Raw genomic sequence first — 17,606 nt, forward strand, 5'->3', positions numbered from 1 at the left:
CCACCTCATCAACCAAGATGAGACGCGCATTGCCTCGTCCAAACTGTTCCTGAATATTCAACCGTTGCCTCACATAATTTGCTCCCTACCGAGGGATGACCAGGGGCGACTATGGGACAGCTGAGCATGGCGACGAGGAAAGAACTGACGGCGGCAGTTTCGGAGCGTTATCGTGTTTCGACGCGAGCGGAGAAGGCGAGAATTCTGGATGAGTTCGTCGTCGTCACGGGCTTTCACCGAAAACACGCGATGCGGCTGCTGCGGTGTCACGAGAGAGCGCCTACAGGTCGGCGAGCGCGGCCGCGGGTTTATGATGAAGCGGAACGCAATGCGCTCATATTGCTGTGGGAGGCGTCTGATCGGGTCTGCGGGAAGCGGCTGAAGGCGTTGCTGCCCGTCCTTGTCGAGGCGATGGAACGGCACGGTCATTTTAACCTCGCGCCTGAGATCCGCGGCAAATTGCTGGCGATGAGCGCGGCTACGATCGACAGGACGCTGGGCCCTGTCCGAGAGGGCTTGGGACGTTCTCGACGCCGGCCCGCGGCGCACGCCCTGCGACGGAGCATTCCCATTAGGACGTCGGCGGATTGGGACGATCCGGCGCCAGGCTTCGTTGAGGCGGATCTCGTCGCCCATTGCGGCCCTTCGGCTCGCGGCAGCTTCATCCAAACCCTTGTGCTCACCGACATCGCGACTGGCTGGACGGAATGTGCGCCGCTGCTGGTTCGCGAACAGACGCTGTTGAGCAGTGTCCTCACAGAATTGCGCAAGCAACTGCCCTTCGCGCTTCTCGGCCTGGATACGGACAACGACACGGTCTTCATGAACGAGACGCTGAAGGCCTACTGTGACGCCGCCAACATCGTCTTCACGCGCTGCCGCCCCTACCGCAAGAACGACCAGGCCTTTGTCGAGCAGAAGAATGGCGCCGTGGTGCGCAGGATGGTCGGATATCGTCGGTTCGAGGGGCTGGAGGCCGCCGCGTTGCTAGCGAAGCTCTACCGATCAGCGCGGCTGTTCGTGAACTTCTTTCAACCATCGTTCAAGTTAATCTCGAAGCAGCGCGACGGCGCTCGTGTGCGCAAGACGTATAGTCCGCCAGCCACGCCGCATCAGCGTCTGGTTGCCGACGCTCGCACGTCAGATGCAGTCCGCTGCTGTCTGCAGGAAATCTACGCCCGGCTCGATCCTGTCCTGCTATTGCGCGATATTCGTGCCCTGCAGGAGCGACTTGCTGCGCTTGCCGACACTCCGCCCGCCATGCGCTCTGACGGGATAACTCAGCCGATCGACCTTTTCCTGGCGAGTTTGCGGACGGCCTGGAAGGACGGAGCTACCCGGCCGACGGATCGCCCGATTGTGAAAGCCAAGAGAGGACGGCGGCGTCCTGACCCTCTCGTTAAGGCGACTGCCGACTTGCGAAGTTGGTTCGAAGCCGAACCATGGCGAACCGGCAGTGAACTTCTGTCGCGACTGCAGGCCGAGTATCCCGGCGATTACCCCGACAAACTGCTTCGAACACTTCAGCGCCGGCTGAAGGTCTGGCGCAGCGAACAGGCGGATGCGTTGCTGTTTGGCACCTTGAACAAGGAGCTGCCGGCCCAGCAGATCGCAAGGCCACACTGAGGCGACGCCGTGGCGCTCGCGAAGGAGGCCAGGCGCTGCGAAACCCCTACCATCTCCGCGCCCGGCCTCCTTCGCCCCAACGCGGGAACAAAATGAATGAGGCAACGTGCGAATCTCGGGGAGCATCATTACGTGCGGCAATACGTGATCTCAGCCAGATTGTCGCTCTACAGACGACCTCGGCCGTTCTGGGTCTGGCAGTATGGAACGGCCTGGATTCGAACGGCTTGTGGCACAGGTCTGCTCCGGCAATGTTGGAGCGGTCTATTGCATCGAAGCGTCGCGCCTGGCGCGCAATGGGCGGGACTGGCATCATCTAATCGACCTCTGCGCGCTGGCCGGCACATGGGGATCGACCCGGATGGCGCCTACGATCCGCGACTCGTCAATGATCGTCTGCTGCTTGGGCTGAAGGGCACGATGTCGGAATAGGAGCTTAGCTTGATGCGTCAGCGCGGTATCGCCGCGCGTGATTCGAAGGCGAGACGCGGGGAGTTCCGCTTCATGCTGCCTCCGGGTTTCTGCTGGAGTGAGGCGGGCAAAATCGAGATTGATCCGGACGAACATGTGGCTGAGACGATCAGGCTCGTCTTTGCCAAATTCCGGGAGTTGGGGAGTGGTCGCCAGGTCTTTCTGTGGCTGCGGTCGGCGGATATCAAGATGCCCGTCGTCTTGCGCAATGTCGACGTCTGCAAACTCGTCTGGAAAGCACCAGCCTATCATAGCGTCATGCAGATCCTTCACAATCCGCTCTACGCGGGCGCCTATGCCTTCGGACGACGAGCACAGCGAACACTGATCGTCGATGGTCGGGCTCGCAAGGCTAACGGGCTGCGCAAGCCCAGGGATGAATGGAGCGTGCTGCTGCGTGACAATCATCGAGGTTACATTACCTGGCGGGAGTATGAGGAGAACCACAAACTTCTGGCCGAGAACGCGCACATGAAGAAGAATTGCGATCGCAAATCAGCACGCGGCGGCCGTGCCTTGCTAACGGGACTGATGCGATGCGGTCGCTGTGGCCGAATGAATGCGCGTCTTCTACGGCAGCGCAAAAGGCAACGCGCACCGCTACCAGTGTCGCGGCGACGATGCTCATGTAGGCGTCGGCCTTTGTATCGGCATTGGTGGCGTGAGGGTGGATCGCGCCGTGGCCATGCAGATTTTGGAGGCGGTGTCGGACCGCGCCGTCGAGGCCGCGATCTTCGCCTCGGATCAGGTCGAGCGGTCTCAAAGAGATATCATCGCAGCAATTGAGCGGGACCTTGAGGGCGCACGCTACGAGGCGTTGCTGGCCAGTCGCAGGTATGAGCTTGTTGATCCGGCCAAGCGGCATGTTGCACGCGAACTGGAGGCCCGATGGAATGATGCCTTGGAGCGTGTAGGCGTGCTTGAGCGCAAGATCAAGGAACTGTCCGCACTGTCAGCGGCGCGACCAGTCATCGATCGTGGTCGGCTCCTGCAGCTTGCCCAGGATTTGCCGACCGTATGGAATGCGCCCTCCACTGATACGCGAACAAAGCAGCGGCTCATCCACATCCTGGTTCAGGAGATTATTTGCGATCTCGATGATGCGACGAACGAGGCGGTGCTCTTGATCCATTGGACCGGCGGTCGGCACACCGAGGTGCGCGTGGCGCGCGTTAAGACCGGAAGATATCCTGCCGAGCTCGCACCAACGGCCGTCGAGGCGTTACGAGAACTGGGCGGACATTGGCCAGATCGGGAACTCGCGGTGTCCCTCAATCGGATGCTTTGCAAGACAGGTGATGGCGAGAGCTGGACGACCGTGCGTGTTCGCGAAATGCGCGAGCGCCTGGGAATTCCCGAATATGATGCCGCCAAAGTGGACGTGCCGATGATTAGTCTGACGAAGGCGGCCGAGAGACTCGGCATCTGTGTCGGATCGGCGAAGAGCCTTGCGAAGAAGGGAATCTTGCCCGCAACTCAAATCTTGCCGGGCTCACAGTGGATGGTCCCGGTCGAAGCGCTAACCTCAGAGGCCGTCCGGATAGGGGTGCAGGGTGTAGCTGATCGCCGGCCAAAGTTTTACGAGGATTATCAATACGATAAGGTTGTTCGATTGCCCGGACTCTAACAGAGGGATGCATTATGAAACGCACTGTGGTGGGCTGATCAAGGTGATCTGGCACGACGGGCAAGGCGCCTGCCTGTTCACGAACGATCGGCGTTCATACTACACCTCTTTCCTCGCCAGTTGATGTTCTTGACTTTGTCGGTGCGCAGCAGCGCGATCTTCAAGTTGGTTCCATCGGCTGCATTGCTTTTGCGGCAGGTCTCCATCGGGCATTTCGTATAGGCTGTAGTGCCCGTTGTAGGCATGTCTGGTGACGAGGCCATACTTGGCCCATCTGGCGACGGTTTGCTCGCTGATGTTGAGGTGCACTGCCGCTTCCTGTCTTGTCAGCATTCCCCGCTGTCGCAGTCGATCATATCGTGATCGCAGCTTATATTCGTGGATGAGATAGGCGACTTTGAGAGGTGTAAAGCGGGCATTATGGCAGCCACGACGTGCCGTTCCACCTGGGCGATGACCCTGCTCGTTCAGAATCTCGGCGATCTCGGGGTAAATGTAATCATCGAGAAGCTTATCGATCAGTTCAACGATACTGGGCTTTGTCTTGATCTGCTGAGCGGAGGATTTTGGGTTCATGGTGGTGACCGTCTGGATTTTGCCACCCTTGAAGCGAACTTGTGAAGCCTGGTGGTTCCTTCCGCCGGCAGCTTTAAGAGAGTGACGTCCTCGATGATGTGGGCCATCAGTCGCTTGCGTTCGCGGCTTGGGGTATCCGGATCTTTCCAGAGCTCGTTGAAGTCGGCCGTCATTGCGACCAACCGCTCGTGGACAGCTTTATCGAGGATGAATTGATCGTGCTCTCTGCCACGTTCGCGCTCTTCGCGGGCACTGGCCAGTGTGCGAAGCTTCCCGTTCCATTCACCTTCGAGCGTGTCGGCGACGAGGCGGTTATTAGGATCGACCAGCATGAAGCGGCGCTGAGCGAGATCGGCCTCCGTTTGGGCGCGTTCGATCGCGCGACAGCGCAGCCGGTCTGCTTCTTCATGCCGGGCTTGGATCTCCTTGCGGACTTCGAGAGCGAGTTCGACGGCCGCCGGCGTCATCTGCTCAGCAATCAGCATGCCGATGGCTTCATCGACGGGAGGCCCGGCGATCGACTGACACATAGGCTCCCCACGATAAATACGGGCACGATTACAAATATACCAGGCTTCCTGCCGGCCACGCCGGGCCGCATAGCGAACCCTAAGATGGCTCCCGCATTGCCCACACACGGCCCGGCCCTGCAGCAGTGCCGGTCCCTCCCTTGGGATTGAAGCTCGTGCCGCTTCAAATCCACGGCCGTTCGCCTTGAGGATTCTCAGATTCTCCTGATGTCGCTCCCAGCTGATATAGCCGGGATGAGCATCGGGAATGCAGGCCGGCCAATCATCAATGTCGCGCGCACGCAAAGTCCTCTTGCCGTCGATGGTGCGTCGAAACTGTCGTCGGCCGTAGGTATAGGCGCCAGCGTAGCGCGGATTGTTCAGGACGCGCATCGCCGTCGACGCGGTCAGCGGCCGAAACAGCGTGTCGCCGTTGTGTAGGCGCGACGGAAACAATAGGCCTTCATTGCGAAAGACCTTGACGGTCTGGGAGGCGGACCCGAGGCGAGAGAACATCTCAAAGAAATGAATGATCGTTTCTCTGACTTGCACGTCTGGATCAAGCGTCACATTGCCGAAATGGTCATAGACCAGCCCGGTCGGCAGGAGGCAACGAAACTCGCCGCGCCGCACCTTATTGAGAATGCCGCCGCGTAGCCGGGCCTTGATCACATGCAGCTCGGCCTCACTCATTGTTCCCTTGAGGCCAAGCAGGAGCCGGTCGTTGAAACTTGCCGGATCATAGACGCCGTCTTCGTCGAGGATGAGTGTATCGGCAAGGGCGCAAATCTCCAGCAAACGCTGCCAGTCGGCATTGTTACGCGCGAGACGAGAGACTTCCAGGCCCATAACGATCCCGGCATGCCCCATGCCGACGTCGCTTACCAGGCGCTGGAACCCTTCACGCCAGGCGGCTGATGCACCGGACTCTCCCTGATCGTTGTCGATGACGATAATCTGCTCGTCGCGCCAGCCGAGGGCGACAGCGCGCCCCCGAAGCGCATATTGCCGCCTGGCGCTCTCGACGTTCTCAACGACTTGCCGCATGGAAGACTGGCGGATGTACAGGTAGGCGCCGCGTTCGAGGTGATGAGGCTGGACTTTGAGATGTACATTCATCGTGATCTCCGATCGTTGATGCTCATGGCGATTGTCGCAAGGACGTGAACGACGGCGCTGTGTCCGCGGTGCAGCGGCCAAGCAAATGACGATGGGTAATTCTGCTCTCGCGGGGTGATTGCTGTTGCGGCCAGCGCCTGAGCCCATCCCCACATGCCCCGGCGCAGAAAGAGCATCAGGCCGCTACGAGCCATAAGCGGCAGCGCTGCGCCGAGAGCAGCCTTGCGCAATACCTCGTACTGGGACGCGATGGTCGACGGTTGGATCGGGCATGCCGCCGTCGCGGCAATGTTTACCTGCCGCTTTTTTTTAGAACCCGCTCGATCGATCTGGGATGAAGCTCGATATCGAGTTCCTGGCGGAGCAGCTTGGCAAGTTCCCGGGCGCGAACGGGTTCTCCTGGGGCGAGCTGCGCCTGCAGAAATGCCAGGACTTTGTCGTCGATCTTGTGGGGACCGCGGGGCCCCGGCTTTGTCGGCACCAGTCCGGCAATCCCGGCCATGTCGAAGTTCACCTTGGCCTGGTAGTAGGTCGGCCTGGAAACACCGTACTCGTCGGAAGCCTCCGTCACCGACACCTTGTCGATGGAGACGCGACGCAGCATCTCGTATTTGACCTGCACGGCGTCGTGCGGATCGAAGAACTCGCTGCCCCGAAACTTTGGATCGCGCACCTTCTCCGGGGTTGGATTGAACGTGCCCTCTTCCATGAGGGCATCCGTCTTTGTGCGCTTGCTGTCGTACTTCGCAGACATCAATGGCTCCGAGGACATGAAGCGACGTTATCGTAAGATCAATTATGACGCATTTTACTGCCTCGTCAAGGCAAGCCCTGTGGTTTATCACCGCGCATTCCTCGTAATTCCGGGTGCAATTCCTCACAAATGTGATCCACGCGGCATAATCAACTTTACATAAGCGGCATATTTATCTTTACATCCTTGCACGGCATCGTGTGCTGGAAAGGCGCTCTACCAGGGCGGCCAATTCCATTAAGTCGACGACACGCAAGAGCGATCGTCCGTTGCCCATGACGACTTCAGGATCTGGGCTGACAAGGTCAGTCCATTGCGGGGGAACCGACCAAACGGTGGCATCCTCGGTCTGCAGCAAAAGACGCTCACCATGCCGGTTATAGCGTCTGCCGACACACGGCAACTGCATGGGAAATAGTGGATGAAACGGATGCGTTACCCGTACTAACTGCTGATCTGCGTTGGTAGAGGCTGCATTCCTTTGTGAGGTACAAGAAGCTCGAGCGCGGCCGCTTCATCTCCTATGGCCTTTGTCAACTATCTTGAGCACAGCTTCTCGACCGCTCCTTTGGGGGGCGGGGATATTTTGATGCATACGATCCGGATGGGTGAGGACGCCGAGTGTTCTCGACGGTCGCTCAGACTCCTATGCGGGGATTAGTTACCCCATGATGACGGTGCGTCGGAGGGCTGCCTCGCTCTGGCCACGGACGTAGGCGACACGGCTGTCCAAGATAAATTCGAGGATTCCCTCTACCGCGATCGGCGTCCTCGCTGATGCGGATCGTAGGATGCGTGGTCGATCACGCGCCGAGCGGGACGCGCTGGCCGATGGACCAGATGAACCCGAGCAGCTCCCGCGCAACTGCAGCGGTCGCGACAACCGAGCGTTTACCGCGCGCGGTTAGCTTCCTGTACGTCTTATGAAGGCGTAGCTGGGCCTTCCAAGCCAGAGCAGCGATATCTTGTGAAACTGGCGGGCAATGCTCTTTCATCCACTGCCCGACCTTCGGTGTCGTCCGATAACTCCAGGCGGCTTCACATAATACCGCCCGTGCAATCGAGCTGCCGGCCTTGGTAATGCCGCGCCGCCTTACGGTACCGCCGCTGCTGTGCTCGCCGGGAGCGAGGCCGAAGTAGGCAACGAGCTGCCGCGGATGAGCAAAACGGGAGAAGTCTCCGACCTCCGCGAGCACAGTGGCGGCGACGATTGGACCGACGCCCTTCAATGCTTGCAGAGCCTGCATCTGCTTAGCCCACGGGGAGTCGGTGATCACTTCTCGGATTTGCTGCTCGATTCCTGCCTTGCGGGCCTCATTATGCTCGAGCGCGTTAAGGTAGGTCTGGAACGCGATCTGGTGCGCCGGATGGGCGAACATTCTGTTGCAGAGCCACATCCGGTGTCGGCGACTCCAAGCCTTACCTTCGAAGCGCAAGTCGCAACGAAGCATGAACGCCTGGATGCGGATGCGGTCCCGGCGGACATCTTGGCAGGCTGCGTGTCGGGCCCGTACCAGGTCGCGCAGTGCTTCATGAAGCGCGTCCGGCACCCAGACATAGGTGAGCTCACCGGCCCGATGCAGACGTGCTAGACCGATAGCGTCGCGCCGGTCATTCTTGATCCGCTCGCCCGGCTTTCGGGGCGTCAACGAAGGGGCGCACACTCTGCAGATCATCCCCATTGCCGAGAGTTGACGCTGAACGTTGTAGCCGCATGACCCAGCCTCGTAGACGAACTCGATGCCACGATGTCGACGCGCCAGACTCCGAGCGAGCTTGCCGATTGCTGTCGGATCGTTCTTGATCGTGCCGACATGTCGAACCTCACCCGCTCGCCCAGCGTCCGCCACCGCGACAAAAATTGTCTCCTTGTGCACGTCGAGACCAACGAAAGCACAAATCTCTTGCATAGCATTCTCCTCCTTCCTCGCCGGGTCCACGCCCGGACACCCAGGATGCGATCCCGGGTGGGAAAAGGCCATGTCATCTGGCCGAATATGGAGGGCGGCGCGGTCGCGATCTCCCCGGCGCAATTGTCTTATTTGTTGTCCGGGATTTCTGCGAACCTTGCGAGCGCCTATCTGGCGCTGCTTTCCTAGCGTGAGATGTTGCAGGCTTAACGTGATGTCGTTGTTGTCGAGCGCGATATCGTCGTCGCCGAGCGGGATATTGCGGTGGCGCAAGCCGCCAATGCGCAGGCCATGCTGTCCGACAGTGAGGCCTGGATTGCCAGTCCGGAGCTGGCGATCGAAAAGCTGAAGCGCGAACTACGTGGAAAGCGATCTGAGCGCACGACGCGTCTGATCGACCAGATGGAATTGCAGCTCGAAGAACTGGTGATGGCGGCGACGGAGGATGAAGCCGCAGCGCAGGCGGCTGCCGCCAAGACCTCGAGCGTGCGTTCGTTCACGCGCAAACGGCCGCCCGAAAGCCGTGGCCGGAAGATATCGAGCGCGAGCACGTGGTGATAGATCCCCCGGCCACTTGCGCATGCTGCGGTGGATCACGGCTTTCCAAGCTGGGCGAAGACGTCACCGAGACGCTGGAAGAGATTCCGCGTCGGTTCAAAGTGATCGAGACGGTGCGGGAGAAATTTACCTGCCGTGACTGCGAGGCGATCAGCCAGCCGCCGGCGCCGTTCCATGCCACGCCGTGCGTCTTCATCGGTCCTCATCTGCTGGCGACGATCCTGTCCGATAAGTTTGGAATGCATAGCCCTCTCAACCGCCAGAGCACCCGGTTCAAACGCGAGGGCATCGAGCTTTCGACCTCGACGCTGGCCGACCAGGTCGGGTATGGAACGGCCGCGCTCCTGCCGATCTTTGATCTGATCGAGACGCATGCCTTCGCGGCCGAGCGGCTTTTGGCGATGACACCACAATCCCCATTCAGGCCAAAGACAAATGCACGACCGGGCGAATATGGACCTACGTGCGCGATGACCGGTCCTACGGCGGCGCGGCAGCGCCGGCGGCCATATACTATGCGTCGAGCGATCGCCGCGGCGAGCATCCGCAGAAGCACCTGGCCGAATATGGCGGCATTGCTTCGAGCCGCTCAGGGTCGCCGAAAAGAAAGCGGTACCGATCACCTTCGCCTTTTGCCATGCGCATGCGCAGCGCAAATTCTTTGAACTGGCCGACATCCAGAAAAATGCCCGCGACCGCAAACGCAAGGGCAAGCCGATCTCGCCGATCGCCCTGGAGGCCGTCCAACGGTACGTGCGCTGTTTGAGATCGAACGCGAGATCAATGGATTGAGCGCCGCAGACCGGTTGGCGCCCGGCAGCAAAAGAGCAAGCCGCTGTTCGATGACATGCACGCGTGGCTGAAACGGGAGCGCGCCACGCTCAGCAGATCGTCCGAGGTGATCGAGCTGTCGGGCGAAATGAAAAACTGACCCCCCCTATTGCCTCACCCAGGAATGTTACTGAAGTTGGGGGCATTGAGATGGCCCGTATCTCCTCCCGCCGCGGCGGGAGGAGATACGGGCGCGCGCTTCATCCAGTCGCCATCGAGTATGATCTGCCCGGCTATTTCCATGCGCCAAGCCTTGACGGCCATGCTCACGGTGAATCGCTGCAGATCGATGGCGAGCGGTTCTTCGGTCCCGGCATTCAAGCCACGGCGATCGACCCGCTTTCCGAGCTCCTCCTGTGCGGCACGAATTCCGGCAAACAGCATCACCGGATCTTCCCTTTCCAACATCGCCTGCAGCCGCTCCTTGTCGGCCTCGGCCACACCGGAATGGGCCAGCACCCGCGCAACAGGCGGCACGGGCGGATGGTAGCGTTTGATGACACGAGCGCCGATCCGTGTCTTCTCCCGCAACTTAAACGAAGGTTGGAACAGGTTGCCATGCAGACGTACCACGTCGTAGAGACGCCCAAGGACAACCGTCGCCTCCGCGCCGACGAGCCTTCCGTAACCGACCAGCCGTCGCACGATCGCGCCGTTCTTCTGCTCGACCCAAGCCTGATCGTTCTTTCGATACGCTCGCGAACGGGTCACCTCCAACCCCTGACTTCGGCACCAGCAGACCACACGTTCGTTCATGAAGGCGCTATCGTTGTCGAAGTCCACGCCCTGCAGCGGGAATGGAAACAGCGAGCGGGCCTGATTGAGGGCAGCGATAACGAGACCGCTTTCGCGCGTGCGGACTGGCACGCACTCGGTCCAGCCCGTAGCGATATCGGTTAGCACCATCGTCTGCACGAAACTACCGGACGAAGAGGTCCCCGAATGAGCCACGAAGTCGACCTCGACATAACCGGGCAGCGGATCGTTCCAGTCCCCGAAGGTGCGCACCGGGACCGACCGGCGAGCAGCAGAACTCATTCCAGCGCGCCGACGCCGGCCACCGCGCGCCACCACACGTATCTCTGACAGCAACCGGTCCATCGTCGCCGCACTGACGGTCAGTAGCTTATCGCGAAGCTCGGTACTCAGATCGAGCCGGCCGTGACGCTCAAGAGCTGGCAGCAAAATCGGGATCAGCGGCTTCAGGCGTTTCGAGCAGAGGCGATCGGATGCTTCCCACAGAGCCACCAGCGCTTCCCGAACCTCGGGACCATACCTGACAGCATATTGCCGAGCGCAAGGCGGCTCGCTCTCACTAGGGCGGAGCACTCGGATCGCATGCTTGCGGTGATATCCGGTAACTGCGACGAACTCATCTAGGATCCTTTGCTTGTCCGCCCGACAGCTCGATCGATATCGTTCGATGATCGCCTCGACCAGTTCCGTCCGTGTCGCCATGCTGATCCGCCGTGCCATCCATCCCCCGAGCCGGAACAGCGAACCATGGCCATCCCATCGGGAGCATCAACACTATCGGTAACATTTTGCTTGAGGCAATGCGGGGTCAATTCTTCGATTCGCTTGACACGAGCCGATCGATTACATGCTGAAGCGCTGGGATGGCTTTGCCGGTTTCCTGGAAGATGGCCGTATTTGTCTCACGAACAATTCGGCCGAGCGCGCTCTCTGAGAGGAATTGCACTCGGCGTCGAAACTGGACCTTCGCCGGTTCCCAGCGTAGGGCCGATCGTGCCGCCATCACGACCTGCCGTCTCAACGACGTCGACCCAAAGGCGTGGCTCGCCGATGTGTTCGCCCGCATCGCCGATCTTCCCATTTCCCGCCTGCACGAACTGCTGCCTTGGCAATGGAAGTCGCAAAAAGGGACGGCTATTGCGGCGGTCGCGTAAACAGCTCCCGGAACGATGCTTCCGAACGCTCCAAGCCTTCATGGTCAGGATAATGACCTCGACTTGTTGACCGGGTCGCCCATCATGCCCTTCTTGTGAAGTCGATCCGTCCGTTGTCCGGTCGAAGCCCTTCCAGGCACATTGTTCGTATTCAGCGTCAGCCATAACAGCGCCAAAACGGCATCGTCGATCTTGTCCTCATCGATCTCCATCAACCGACGTTACCACGCGCGGCGCCCAAAATCCTGCGGGGCGGCAGCGCCGGCAACACGGCCGTGGGCGTGGCGAAGTTTGGCGGACGTGCCGCTTTCTTCGGCAAGGTGTCCAGCGATCGGCTCGGCGAAGTCTACATCCGCGACATCCGTCCGCAGGGCGTCGCATTCGATACCAAGCCGCTGAAAACCGAGCCGCCGACCGCCCGCTCGATGATCTTTGTCACACCGGACGGTGAGCGCTCCATGAACACCTATCTTGGCGCTTGCAGCAAATTCGGCCCTGAGGATGTCGAGGCCGACAAGGTCTGCGGCGCCAAGGTTACCCATTTCGAGGCCTACCTGTGGGACACAAGGCGCGCGAAGGAGGCGATCCGGCAACTGCCACGTTGGCAAGCGCAGCCGACCGGGAAGTATCTAATCGGATTCCTTCTGTGTCGATCGTTATCGCGACGAGTTCCTCGAACTGAGGCGATCCGGCAGCGTCAACATCGTCTTTGCCAACCGCGAGGAGATCAAATCACTCTACCAGGGTGCTTCCCTCGAGGAAGCAGTCGCTGCTATCCGCAAGGATTGCAAAATCGCCGCCGTCACGCGTTCAGAGGAGGGATCAGTGGTCGTGTGCGGCAATGAGACAGTAATTATCGACGCGATGCAGATCAAAGACCGACGGGCGCCGGAGACCTCTATGCCGCCGGCTTTCTCTACGGCTACACGAACGGACGAAGCCTCAAAGAGTGCGGCAACCTGGGCTCGCTGGCTGCAGCGGTGGTTATTCAGCAGATCGGGCCGCGCCCGTGGCAAAGCCTGCGCCGCGAGGCTGAGCGGTCGGGCCTGCCGTAGTGACGGCAACGCTGCCGTTTTCCTGCTTGTGAAGTGCAGGACGACCGCCTCATCCGGTGGGCAGTTTTTCCGGAGCAATGCGATCGGGCGTCCATTCCGTTTCGGCTGGGAACCTAGAGTCCAGCTATTGTGCTATGGGCACGTTCTGGCGAGGCGGAGGGCTACAAACAAGTTCTCTAAAGCTATAAGAGAGCTCTGAACACCCCCAACTTGCGGGCGCGCACGGCTTTTCCACCAGACAGGATCTTGCGAGCCACATTATCCCGTGGAGGCAGATCCAGTTATTATGAACTGCCTGTTGGAGTGCACGTTGGCAATTCTCGTGATCACGTCGGTGAGACAGCCCAGAGGTTCGACGCCGTATAAATTTGGCAGTTATGTCGAGCAGCCTCGTTCACCATGGCAATTGAATCGCGCTCCCCTCGCCGCTTTGGCCGAAGAACAGTCGCTGGCGCTCGGGATAGCTCTCGACGATTGCGCCGCGATCAGATCGACTGGGCCGGTCGGGTCTACGGCTTTTCCGTCTCAAGCGCAGCCAACCGCAGATCTGTCCGGTCTTTTCGTCTGTTGATGAGGCGCTCCACGGTGTGGCCGTTGTCGGTCTTCCTCTGCATGCAAGCGCCCCGTCAGCCGTTGAAGGCGAGGAGCGTTTATGATGGAGCGATCCGCAATGCCCGGTCAGAAGGAAACAGCTTCCAGGTCGCCCGAACAACTTCGAAGTCTGGACAGGACTTTTCCTGAACTGCATCGGGATGCTCGCCTCGTCGGCACAGATAAGGTTGGCCCCTGCGGAGTGTTCGCAGGGGCCACCGTTCACTCATTAGGCATATCTGATGATACAGGAACGACTTGGAGCGGTTTCTTGCTGTCCCACCAGGTCGGCAATGCGCGCCCAGGTGCTGCGCATGACGTCTTCCAGCCGGGAACGAACGAGGTCGATTTCGGCGCCGCCTTCGAGGAATTCGTCGCGTATCTGCGGGGGAACTCCTTGCCTGTTATCCGCTCGAGCGCCGAAGTGATCGTGTGGTTGCGTCGTTCCCGCCGCCGCCGCTCCATGAGCCCGAAGGGGATGTGTGTCAGGTTTCTCGCCCACTCAAAGTAACTGGCAACGACACCGCCGACATTCACATAAAGATCGGGAAGAATAGTTACGCCCTGAGAGCGAAGGATCTTGTCCGCCTCGAATGTGACGGGGCCATTGGCGGCTTCGACGACAAGATGTGCGTTTATGCGCCCCGCGTTTTCAGCATGAATGGCATTCTCCATCGCCGCTGGAAGCAGAAGGTCGCAGGGCTGTTCGACGCCGGTCATGTTGCCAGCGTAGGATTTGGCACCTTCAATGCCAAGAATGCTGCCGGTTCGGACCTGATGTTGCTCAAGTGCCTCAATGGATAGGCCTCCCGGATTGGCGACATACCCGTCACGTTCAGCAACAACGGTCACGCGTTCGCCATCCTCTTCGAACAAGAACTTGGCGGCGTGATAGCCGACATTGCCGGGCCCCTGTACAAAGGCGGAGGCGCCTTTCGACAGCGGCTTTCCGGTGACGCAAGCGCGCGGGTTGACGACATCGGCCGGATTGGCGCGACGGAATTCGTCCATCATCAAGGGCATCTCCCGCTCGCCCGTGCCGATGTCGGGAGCCGGAACATTCACGCCCGGACCGATCAGGCCGCGCTTGTCCAGTTCCTGCGGCGTCCATTCACGCGGGTCGATCTTCAAGGCTCCCTTGGAGCCACCTAACGGCACATCGACGAGCGAGCATTTCAGCGTCACCAGCGCAGCAAGCGCCTCGACCTCCTCAGCATCGGCATTGGATGCATACCGGATCCCGCCTTGAGCGGTTCGCAGTGCTCACTGTGCACCGAGCGCCAGCCGATGAAGCTGTACATGCGACCGCGCAGGCGCACACGAAGCGCACCGTGTAGGTTGAGTTGCATTGGATAATGCCCTCGGCTAATCCCTCCGGCAGATCAAGGAACGACATGGCGTGGCGGAAGTTATGGTCGACGCTTTCAAGAAAGCCAGCAGAGTTCGTTTGCATCAAGCACCTGTAACAGCCTGAGGAGCGCTGCATTGAGATTGTGTCTTGCCGGGGACTCGGATGCTGTGATATTGCATACACGTTGTGCTTCCTCCTATGATGAACGCTGACCAATCCGCCCGCTTGTGGGCGTAGATCGCATAGCTGTTCAATTCAAAGAGATCTGATGGCAGACATTGCGAGCGAGCAGCGCGTAAATCAGCGTGAACAACCGACGTGCTGTATCTTTGTCGATGTCAACTTTGGCGGAGAGACGCTCCCTCAGTAGCTCGGCAGCCTCGTCGTGAATGCCACGTCGCCCCATGTCGATCGCCTGCAGCCGCTCGGGCCCGGAGCGGCATATGGCCTCGTAATAGCTCTCGCAAATGCGCGTGTAGTCCTTGAGCAGCCTGCGGAAAGGGGCGAGCGAAAGATAGTGGCTGACGACATGCACTCTCTTATCGTCGGCGATATGAAATGCCAACCGGCCGTCGGCCGTCGCGATCTTGAGGCGATACGGGCCGCCGTCATGGCCCACAGGCATGAAGGTGTTCGTCTCAAGGAGGTCGACGACCGCGAGCGCCTGTTCGCGTTCAACTCGCTGGTCGCGGGTTTTGAACGAGCAGTCCAGCGTGACATCGCAGAGACGGAACTCGGCGCCGGTCATTATACACTCCTCACATCGCTTCCACGCACAGTGCGATGCCCATACCGCCGCCGATGCAGAGCGTGGCAAGGCCCTTCTTGGCCGATCGGCGCTTCATCTCCAAGAGCAGCGTGTTCAGCACGCGGGCACCCGATGCGCCGATCGGATGGCCGATGGCGATGGAGCCGGAAAGATCTCGTCGGCGAAACCGCCCTGCCCTCTGTGCCGCTTCCGCCGTCTTCTGCCAAGCAAGGCGAAGCGTCCTGCTCCTCACGGATCGTTGATACTGGCGGGCGACGTTCTCGGCAGCGATGCCCATGTGATAGCGATGGAAGGCGACCGTCAGGCCGTCCTTGATCATCGTGTCGATCATCTTCATGTCGCCCATCTTGGTGCCGTTGCGCGGGTGCGCGCAGTGGAGTGCCATGAACATCGACTCAACGATGATGTTCGCGTCGCCGGTCGCGATCTGCTGTATGCCGAGCGCCACGGCGCGACGGACCGACCCGCAGAGCTGGTTGACGCCGCAGGCGGTGGCTTCCTGCGGGATGCCCGCTTTCATCGCCGCTTGGCGCGCGGGGTTCTGGCCCTCGCCCGCCGGCAGAACCTGGCCGAGGATCACCTCGTCGATCTCGCTCGCCTCGACGCCAGCCCGCTCAAGCATGTCCCTGGCGACAGCAGCACTGCGCCGGCGTGTTGGCGAACGCACAGCATCGAGAACGCCAAGATTGGTGATGATGCGGCCGACCACGCCCTTGCCGGTAAGCGGAAGCGTGCAGGCCTTCAGCACCTTGGATCCGCCTGCCTTGTTGGTACGGTCCATCACAACCACCCGCTTGACACCCCCAAGCAGATCCATGGCGCCGCCCATGCCCCGAAGGACTGGACTGCGGTCCTTCTGAGCGGTGTCGTTTATGTTCACAGTCATTGAGGATCCCTCGGCAAACGTTTCGTTGGCCAAGCCTAAGGGCAAAGGTTCACGGGTTTTCGGCGTTCGACAATGTGAGCGTACTGTAGGTCTGCGTTCTTGCGCCATTAATGCAGAAATCCGGAGTCTTAGTGGAATTTTCGGGAGGGTCAGCTAGCGGATTTTCGAAGACCGCAGGAGCTGCAAACGCATTCGCCTTCACCGCTTGCGCAGTATGCTGCCTTTCACTGGCCCTTCGTGGATCTGCTGTTCATCTAAATCCATGCGCTGAAGTTACCAAGCACATTGAAGAGCCTTCATCACACAGGAAACAAGACTGTACAAAAAATTTCGTAGAACTTTAACCCCGGGAAAGTGCATTTTAGGAGATGATGGTCACTGTTCCTGTTGGGAACCGCACGGTGATAAGTGCCGGCTCGGAAAGGCGATCTCCCATGCACATCCTAGAAACGCGACGCCTAATCCTAAGGCCGCCGTCGTTTCGAGACGAGCTTCTTGTACATGAGCTTCATAGCGATCCATTCGTGGTCAACTCCGTCGGAGACGGAGCGTGTCCGACAATAGGGCAGTCGAAAGCTGCACTCCTTCAGTTCATCAATGCTTGGCACCGCGATCGCTTCGGCTTGTGGATGACGTTCGTCAAAGTTGAAGGCCAACCCAGAAATTTCGCTGGTTATTGTGGATTGATGCGCAGCGGACCGAGCCTGCCCGAAGATCCAAATAACGTGGAATTCGTGTACTGCTTCCATCGGGCGGCGTCTGGAAAGGGATTCGGCCCTGAGGCCGGCAAGGCAGTAATCCAATATGCTTTCAAGAACTTGACGCTAGACAAGGTAACTGCATTTATTCGGCCAACGAATACCCGTGCGCTCCGTGCAGGTCGGAAAGTCGGCTTTAGCTATGTAAGAGACCGCATTTACAACCACATGATGATGCGCTATTTTGAGGTGACTCCTGTAACGGCTGTAGAAGCTGAGCCGCTTCTTGTTTCCACGTATACCGACCCAGACGATATTCCGAGTCAGTAGTGGTACCAATCGCATTGTTGGGGCGATGCGACCTC

General features: G+C 59.7%; 10 protein-coding genes and 8 pseudogenes. 8 read left to right on the forward strand and 10 right to left on the reverse strand.

Features of this window, described 5'->3' with window-relative positions; genetic code table 11:
• Nucleotides 1-111: 111 nt before the first annotated feature.
• From SS05631_RS28815 to SS05631_RS32290, 4 genes and pseudogenes are all read left to right on the forward strand, one after another.
• Entirely contained in the window at nt 112-1,626 is a 1,515-nt protein-coding gene (locus tag SS05631_RS28815; protein ID WP_095678139.1) for an ISNCY family transposase, read from the forward strand.
• Between the two features lie 202 nt (nt 1,627-1,828).
• Nucleotides 1,829-2,038 (forward strand): recombinase family protein, encoded by a 210-nt coding sequence (locus SS05631_RS32280; protein ID WP_244412481.1) that lies wholly within the window; start codon nt 1,829-1,831, stop codon nt 2,036-2,038.
• 92 nt (nt 2,039-2,130) lie between these two features.
• Nucleotides 2,131-2,502: pseudogene (locus SS05631_RS32285) on the forward strand (recombinase family protein); the annotation flags it as partial.
• A gap of 154 nt (nt 2,503-2,656) precedes the next feature.
• Nucleotides 2,657-3,724, forward strand: a complete 1,068-nt coding sequence (locus SS05631_RS32290; protein WP_037427654.1) for a hypothetical protein — start codon at nt 2,657-2,659, stop codon at nt 3,722-3,724.
• A gap of 99 nt (nt 3,725-3,823) precedes the next feature.
• On the opposite strand, the gene SS05631_RS32295 is transcribed toward SS05631_RS32290, so the two are convergent.
• The 4 genes from SS05631_RS32295 to SS05631_RS28835 form a co-directional block, all read right to left on the reverse strand.
• Nucleotides 3,824-4,300 (reverse strand): hypothetical protein, encoded by a 477-nt coding sequence (locus SS05631_RS32295; protein ID WP_244412475.1) that lies wholly within the window; start codon nt 4,298-4,300, stop codon nt 3,824-3,826.
• Complete coding sequence (locus tag SS05631_RS28825) at nt 4,297-5,928, reverse strand: recombinase family protein (RefSeq protein ID WP_244412473.1); 1,632 nt, start codon at nt 5,926-5,928, stop codon at nt 4,297-4,299. The genes SS05631_RS32295 and SS05631_RS28825 overlap by 4 nt, the downstream gene beginning before the upstream one ends.
• Nucleotides 5,929-6,220: 292 nt before the next feature.
• Nucleotides 6,221-6,682, reverse strand: a complete 462-nt coding sequence (locus tag SS05631_RS28830; RefSeq protein WP_037427550.1) for a helix-turn-helix domain-containing protein — start codon at nt 6,680-6,682, stop codon at nt 6,221-6,223.
• An 803-nt stretch (nt 6,683-7,485) separates the two neighbouring features.
• Nucleotides 7,486-8,592 (reverse strand): IS110 family transposase, encoded by a 1,107-nt coding sequence (locus SS05631_RS28835; RefSeq protein WP_037427548.1) that lies wholly within the window; start codon nt 8,590-8,592, stop codon nt 7,486-7,488.
• Between the two features lie 195 nt (nt 8,593-8,787).
• On the opposite strand from SS05631_RS28835, the pseudogene SS05631_RS28840 reads away from it, so the two are divergent.
• Nucleotides 8,788-10,057: pseudogene (locus SS05631_RS28840) on the forward strand (IS66 family transposase); the annotation flags it as partial.
• 38 nt (nt 10,058-10,095) lie between these two features.
• Here SS05631_RS28840 and SS05631_RS28845 read toward each other — a convergent pair.
• Nucleotides 10,096-11,229, reverse strand: coding sequence for a transposase family protein (locus SS05631_RS28845; protein WP_245369175.1), 1,134 nt, complete (start codon nt 11,227-11,229; stop codon nt 10,096-10,098).
• A 343-nt stretch (nt 11,230-11,572) separates the two neighbouring features.
• Here SS05631_RS28845 and SS05631_RS28850 point away from each other — a divergent pair.
• Nucleotides 11,573-11,891: pseudogene (locus SS05631_RS28850) on the forward strand (transposase domain-containing protein); the annotation flags it as partial.
• On the opposite strand, the pseudogene SS05631_RS28855 reads toward SS05631_RS28850, so the two are convergent.
• A pseudogene (locus SS05631_RS28855) lies at nt 11,872-12,103 on the reverse strand (DUF6429 family protein). The pseudogenes SS05631_RS28850 and SS05631_RS28855 overlap by 20 nt on opposite strands.
• Nucleotides 12,104-12,142: 39 nt before the next feature.
• Here SS05631_RS28855 and SS05631_RS28860 point away from each other — a divergent pair.
• Nucleotides 12,143-12,946: pseudogene (locus SS05631_RS28860) on the forward strand (adenosine kinase); the annotation flags it as partial.
• Between the two features lie 862 nt (nt 12,947-13,808).
• Here the strand turns inward: SS05631_RS28860 and SS05631_RS28865 are convergent.
• The 4 genes and pseudogenes from SS05631_RS28865 to SS05631_RS32580 form a co-directional block, all read right to left on the reverse strand.
• Nucleotides 13,809-14,933, reverse strand: a pseudogene (locus SS05631_RS28865) (Glu/Leu/Phe/Val dehydrogenase dimerization domain-containing protein); the annotation flags it as partial.
• A gap of 205 nt (nt 14,934-15,138) precedes the next feature.
• On the reverse strand, nt 15,139-15,636 hold the full coding sequence (locus tag SS05631_RS28870; protein ID WP_037427571.1) for a UPF0262 family protein: 498 nt from the start codon (nt 15,634-15,636) through the stop codon (nt 15,139-15,141).
• Nucleotides 15,637-15,646: 10 nt separating this feature from the next.
• A pseudogene (locus SS05631_RS28875) lies at nt 15,647-16,297 on the reverse strand (hypothetical protein); the annotation flags it as partial.
• A 21-nt stretch (nt 16,298-16,318) separates the two neighbouring features.
• A pseudogene (locus tag SS05631_RS32580) lies at nt 16,319-16,651 on the reverse strand (CoA-transferase); the annotation flags it as partial.
• 326 nt (nt 16,652-16,977) lie between these two features.
• Between SS05631_RS32580 and SS05631_RS28880 the strand changes: the two are divergent.
• Nucleotides 16,978-17,571 carry a GNAT family N-acetyltransferase gene (locus tag SS05631_RS28880; protein WP_050988455.1) on the forward strand — a complete coding sequence of 198 codons (594 nt, stop codon included), beginning with the start codon at nt 16,978-16,980 and terminating at the stop codon, nt 17,569-17,571.
• Nucleotides 17,572-17,606 lie beyond the last annotated feature (35 nt).

This window comes from Sinorhizobium sp. CCBAU 05631 (assembly GCF_002288505.1).
GTDB classification, from domain to species: Bacteria; Pseudomonadota; Alphaproteobacteria; order Rhizobiales; family Rhizobiaceae; genus Sinorhizobium; species Sinorhizobium fredii_C.